Annotated in this window: 5 protein-coding genes; 3 read left to right on the top strand and 2 right to left on the bottom strand. The window is 67.5% G+C overall.

All coding sequences use genetic code 11. The annotated features are described in order from the left end of the window. Positions 1-1,116: Mur ligase family protein (locus tag VFA16_RS05150; protein WP_324966779.1), on the bottom strand; the 1,116-nt coding region annotated here is incomplete at its 3' end. A gap of 129 nt (positions 1,117-1,245) precedes the next feature. On the opposite strand from VFA16_RS05150, the gene VFA16_RS05145 reads away from it, so the two are divergent. Beyond that, on the top strand, positions 1,246-2,235 hold the full coding sequence (locus tag VFA16_RS05145; RefSeq protein ID WP_324966778.1) for a DEDDh family exonuclease: 990 nt from the start codon (positions 1,246-1,248) through the stop codon (positions 2,233-2,235). A 4-nt stretch (positions 2,236-2,239) separates the two neighbouring features. Here VFA16_RS05145 and leuA read toward each other — a convergent pair whose 3' ends face one another. Next, entirely contained in the window at positions 2,240-4,009 is a 1,770-nt protein-coding gene (gene leuA / locus VFA16_RS05140; protein WP_324966780.1) for a 2-isopropylmalate synthase, read from the bottom strand. A 268-nt stretch (positions 4,010-4,277) separates the two neighbouring features. On the opposite strand from leuA, the gene VFA16_RS05135 reads away from it, so the two are divergent. After that, positions 4,278-4,634 carry a hypothetical protein gene (locus VFA16_RS05135; protein ID WP_324966777.1) on the top strand — a complete coding sequence of 119 codons (357 nt, stop codon included), beginning with the start codon at positions 4,278-4,280 and terminating at the stop codon, positions 4,632-4,634. Positions 4,635-4,736: 102 nt separating this feature from the next. Further along, positions 4,737-5,849: aspartate kinase (locus tag VFA16_RS05130; RefSeq protein ID WP_324966776.1), on the top strand; the 1,113-nt coding region annotated here is incomplete at its 3' end.

Raw genomic sequence — 5,849 nt, 5'->3', positions numbered from 1 at the left:
GTGCCGCACTCCCGCGTAGGTGAGCCGGACGGCCAGGTCGGTGGCCCGTTCGCCGGAGGCGACCACGGACACGCCGTCGAAATGCTCGAACCGCACGTCCCACAGCCAGGACAGGTCCTCGCCGTCGGGCACCCGCCCGTTGACCGCGATGACCAGGCCGGCCGCGTTCCTATCCACCATCGACAGCGCTTCCTGCCAGCCGGCGGGGTTTTTGGCCAGCAGCATCCGCACGGTGTGGCTGCCGACGCGCACCGTGCGATAGCGCCCGGCGACCTCGTCGACCCCGCACACCGCTGCCGCCGCGGCCACTGGATCGGCGCCCAACGCCGCGGCGGCAGCGACGGCCTGGGCGGCGTTGCCGCGATTCACCGCACCCGGCAGGCTCAGCCGCATCGGTATAGCCAACCCGTCGGGCCCGTGGAGGGCGTCGTCGTCGTACCACCAGTGCGGGCTGGGCCGTTTGAAGTCGGTGCCGGTGGAATACCAGTGCGCCTTGTCGCGGACGATCACCTCGCCGCTGCGCGGGCAGCTGACCGAGTCGGCCGCCCAGGCGCCGCCCGCGGCCACCCACACCACGTGGGGGTTGTCGTAGGCGGCCGAGGTCATCAGCACGTCGTCGCAATTGGCGACCACGACCGTCGACGGATGCCGGGCCAGGCCGGCGCGAAGCGTGCGTTCGATGACGTTGATCTCGCCGACGCGGTCCAGCTGGTCGCGCGACAGGTTGAGCAGGATGACGACGGCGGCATCGACGGCATCCAAGACGTGTGGCACGTGCATTTCGTCGACTTCCAGGGCCGCGAGCTCGGCGTCGCGGGCCGCGGCCAGCGCGGCGATCAGCCCGGCGTCCATGTTGGCGCCTTCGGCGTTGGTTGCCACCCCAGAGCCCAACGTGCCCAGCGCGGCGGCGGTCATGCGCGTGGTGGTCGACTTTCCGTTGGTACCGGTGACGATGACCGTGCGCCGGCCCGCGCCGAGCTGGCGCAGGATCGAGCGGTCCAGGGTCATCGCGACCAGCCCGCCGATCATCGCCCCGGCGCCGCGGCCGGTCACCCGCGACGCCCACCGTGCGCCGGCTCCAGCGGCGAGTGCGAGGCGTCCACGGGTGGTGATCACCCTGGGAGTTTAGGGCGATCGCAAGCGCGGCGCTTGCGTCGGGCGCAGCGGGTCGCCCTCGGCAACTTAAGTTCACGACACGGCGCGCAGCGACCCAGCGATGTCGGTGTGACATGACATTCTCCATTCATGCGGACCGCGTGGGGTCGGCCAGCTGGCGAACCTGGTGCAGGATGGGCTGTCGTCGACGTCGAAACCTCGGGTTTTCGCCCCGGCCCGGCCCGGATCCTCAGCCTGGCCGCGCTCGCGCTCGACGCCGAGGGTCGAGTGGAACAGTCGGTCGTCAGCCTGCTCAACCCCGGTGTCGACCCGGGTCCCACCCACGTGCACGGCCTGACCGCGGCGATGCTCGAAGACCAGCCGCAGTTCTCCGACCTGGTCGGTGACCTCGTCGAACTGCTGCGGGGCCGCACGCTTGTCGCCCACAACGTCGCCTTCGACTACGCCTTCCTCGCCGCCGAGGCTGAATTCGCCAATGCCGAGCTGCCCATCGACACCGTCATGTGCACGGTCGAACTGACTCGTCGGCTGGAACTCGGCGTGGACAACCTGCGGTTGGAGACTCTTGCCGCGCATTGGGGCGTGACGCAGGAGCGGCCCCACGACGCGTTCGACGACGCGCTCGTGTTGAGCCGGGTGCTGCCCGCGGCTCTTGATCGGGCCCGCCAGCGCGATGTGTGGTTACCGGTGCGCCCTGTCACCCGCCGCCGCTGGCCCAACGGCCGGGTCACCCATGAGGAACTGCGGCCGCTGAAGATGCTGGCATCACGGATGCCCTGCCCCTATCTCAACCCGGGGCCGTATGTTCAGGGCCGCCCACTGGTCCAGGGCATGCGGGTGGCACTGGCCGCCGAATGCAACCGCACCCACGACGAACTCGTCGAGCGCATCCTGCACGCCGGGCTGGCCTACAGCGATGCGGTGGACCGGGAAACGTCGCTGGTGGTGTGCAACGAACCCCGCCCGGACCGCGGCAAGGGTTATCAGGCTCGCGAGCTGGGTGTGCCGTTGGTCCCCGATGGACAGTTCATCGACAGTGTGGGCACTGTCCTTCGGGGAACCAGCGTTGAGGAATTCACCGATGCCGTCGAGGCAGACCAGCAGCTGGTCTTGTTCTGACCCGTCAACTGCGCGATGCGCGGTTCACCGCTGAGACGACCGCGCGCAGCGAGGCAGTGGTGATCGACGATGCAATGCCCACGCCCCACACGGTCTTGCCGTCGATGGCGACCTCCACATACGCGGCGGCCTGCGCTTCCTCGCCGGCGCTCATCGCGTGCTCGGAGTAGTCCAGAACGTGGACGTGGATGCCGACGTTGCTCAGCGCGTCGACGAACGCGGCCAAGGGGCCGTTGCCGGCGCCGCGGATCTCGGTCTCCACGCCGTCGATCTTGACGACAGCCTCGATGCGGTCGGTGCCGCCGTCGACTTCGGAGGCGATCACCCGCTGCTTCATCCGCTCCAGCGGCCGCACCGGGGCCAAATACTCTTCAGCAAACGCTTCCCACATCTCCTTCGGCGAGACCTCGCCGCCCTCGCCGTCGGCGATCTTCTGGATCACCTGGCTGAACTCGATCTGCAACCGCCGCGGCAGCACCAGCCCGTGGTCGGTCTTCATGATGTAGGCCACGCCGCCCTTGCCGGACTGCGAGTTGACCCGGATGACCGCCTCATAGGTGCGGCCGACGTCGCGCGGATCGATGGGCAGGTAGGGCACTTGCCACAGCATTTCCGAAACATCAGAGCCGACGGCGTCCGCATGGATCTTCATCGCGTCCAGGCCCTTGTTGATTGCGTCCTGGTGGCTGCCGGAGAACGCGGTGTAGACCAGGTCGCCGCCGTAGGGATGACGCTCGGGCACCGGCAGCTGGTTGCAGTATTCGACGGTGCGCCGGATCTCGTCGATGTTGGAGAAGTCGATCTGCGGGTCGGTTCCGCGGCTGAACAGGTTCAGCCCCAGCGTCACCAGACATACGTTGCCGGTGCGCTCGCCGTTGCCGAACAGGCAGCCCTCGATGCGGTCCGCACCGGCCTGATAACCCAATTCGGCTGCGGCGACAGCGGTTCCGCGGTCGTTGTGCGGGTGCAGGCTCAATATCACGGAGTCGCGACGCGCCAGGTTGCGGCTCATCCACTCGATCGAGTCGGCGTAGACGTTGGGCGTGGCCATCTCGACGGTGGCCGGCAGGTTGAAGATGATCGGGTTGTCCGGGGTGGGCTGGATGACCTCGCCGACGGCGTCGCACACCTGCTTGGCGTACTCCAGCTCGGTGCCGGTGTAGGACTCCGGCGAGTACTCGAAACGCCAACGCGTGTCCGGGTATTTGGCCGCCTCTTCGACACACTTGCGCGCGCCCTGCACCGCGATTTCTTGCACGGCGGCGCGATCGGCGCGAAAAACCACGCGCCGCTGCAGGATTGATGTCGAGTTGTAGAAGTGCACGATCGCCCGCTGCGCTCCCTCGCAGGCCTGAAAGGTGCGCTCGATCAGCTCCGCGCGGCACTGCGTCAGCACCTGGATGGTGACGTCGTCGGGGATGGCGTCCTGCTCGATGATCTCGCGGATGAAGTCGAAGTCGGTCTGGCTGGCCGATGGGAACCCGACCTCGATCTCCTTGTAGCCCATGCGCACCAGCAGGTCGAACATGCGCCGCTTGCGTGCAGGGCTCATCGGGTCGATCAGCGCCTGGTTGCCGTCGCGCAAGTCGACCGCACACCACATCGGTGCGTTGTCGATGACGCGGTCGGGCCAGGTGCGGTCGGGCAGCGTGATCGGTTCCACTTCGTCGGCGAAGCTGCGGTACCGGTTGATCGGCATCGACGATCCGCGCTGGGTGTTCCAAGCCGGCTGACCGAGATTCGGGGGACCTGCGGGTTTGGTGATGGCACGCATCGACGTGAACGCGTCAGGAATGTCGTCCGACGGACGGGAAAAGGTAGTCACGGTAATTGCTCCGGGAGTGAACGAGGGACCTCCGACCGGCGCATCGCGAACGCCCGCGACGGGAAGCCGGTCTGGATCAGACCCCGTCGCGGCGTCCGAGGAGGAGCACCCGCTGCACGTCGACCACTGTACTCCGGCTACACGAGCTGCCCAAAATGCAGGCAGGGCGGATCGTGCTGGGCGTGCGGCGCTTGCTGGCCTGTTAACATCGGCGACCGTGGCGCGTAACCAGCCCCCAGGTCCGGGGGACGAGCCGACGGCGCGTATCGACCCTGACTACCGGGGACCCGCCGGACCGTCGCCCACTCCCTGGTATCGCAAGCCCGTGGTGTTGTTGAGCATCATTTTGGCGATCCTGATCGCACTGATCATTTGGGGCATCGTGGCGCTGTTCACCGGCAACCAGGGCGGTGCTCCCTCGGTAACCACCACGACGGTGCCGTCGACAACCACCTCGGCGCCAACAACCACCCCGACGACGTCGGGTCGATTGCACCTGCCCTCGACGATCACCCTGCCGTCGCTCCCGTCGATTACCCTGCCGTCGACGATCACGCTTCCGTCGCTGCCGTAGTCGCGCGGAGAACGGCGTTCGAGGTGATCTCGGCTCGCATCGGCGGCCGGTAGGGCACGTATTCTGTTTTCGACCCAAACCCAGCACACCGAAAGGGCAACGATGGCGCTCGTCGTGCAGAAGTACGGCGGATCGTCCGTCGCCGACGCCGAGCGGATTCGCCGGGTCGCCGAGCGCATCGTCGATACCAAAAAGCAGGGCAACGACGTCGTCGTCGTCGTCTCGGCCATGGGCGACACCACCGACGGCCTGCTCGAGCTGGCGCAGCAGGTGTGCCCGGCCCCGCCTCCACGGGAGCTGGACATGCTGCTGACCGCCGGGGAGCGGATCTCCAACGCGCTGGTCGCGATGGCCATCGAGTCACTGGGCGCGCAGGCTCGCTCGTTCACCGGCTCGCAGGCCGGCGTGATCACCACCAGCACCCACGGCAACGCGAAGATCATCGACGTCACGCCCAGCCGGCTTCAGGACGCGCTCAACCAAGGAAAGATCGTGCTGGTCGCCGGCTTCCAAGGCGTCAGCCAGGACACCAGGGACGTCACCACGCTGGGTCGCGGGGGCTCGGACACCACAGCGGTCGCGCTGGCCGCAGCGCTCGGTGCCGATGTCTGCGAGATCTACACCGACGTCGACGGCATCTTCACAGCGGACCCGCGCATCGTGCCCAACGCCCGCCACCTGCACAGGGTCACGTTCGAGGAGATGCTCGAGATGGCCGCCTGCGGCGCCAAGGTGCTCATGTTGCGGTGCGTGGAATATGCCCGCCGCTACAACATCCCGGTGCACGTCCGGTCGTCGTATTCGGACAAGCCGGGCACCGTCGTCACCGGATCGATCAAGGACAAGCCCATGGAAGACCCCATCCTGACCGGAGTCGCGCACGACCGCAGCGAGGCCAAGGTGACCGTCGTCGGGATCCCCGACATCCCGGGTTACGCGGCCAAGGTGTTTCGGGCCGTCGCCGACGCCGACGTGAACATCGACATGGTGCTGCAGAACGTGTCCAAGGTCGAAAACGGCAAGACCGACATCACGTTCACCTGCTCCCGCGACAGCGGACCGACCGCGGTGGCCAAGCTGGATTCGCTCAAGGACGAGATCGGGTTTTCTCAGGTGCTCTACGACGACCACATCGGCAAGGTGTCGCTGATCGGCGCGGGCATGCGCAGCCATCCCGGGGTGACCGCCACGTTCTGCGAAGCGCTGGCCGCCGTC

It is taken from the genome of Mycobacterium sp., from assembly GCF_035653355.1.
GTDB lineage: Bacteria > Actinomycetota > Actinomycetes > Mycobacteriales > Mycobacteriaceae > Mycobacterium.
The sequence above is the reverse complement of the archived record's forward strand: the minus strand, read 5'-3'. Positions and strand labels throughout refer to the sequence as shown.

Coding starts and splice junctions, on each gene's coding strand:
- VFA16_RS05145 (WP_324966778.1), top strand. CDS start 1,246: ATGCGGACCGCGTGGGGTCGGCCAGCTGGCGAACCTGGTGCAGGATGG.
- leuA (WP_324966780.1), bottom strand. CDS start 4,009: ATGCGTGCCATCACCAAACCCGCAGGTCCCCCGAATCTCGGTCAGCCG.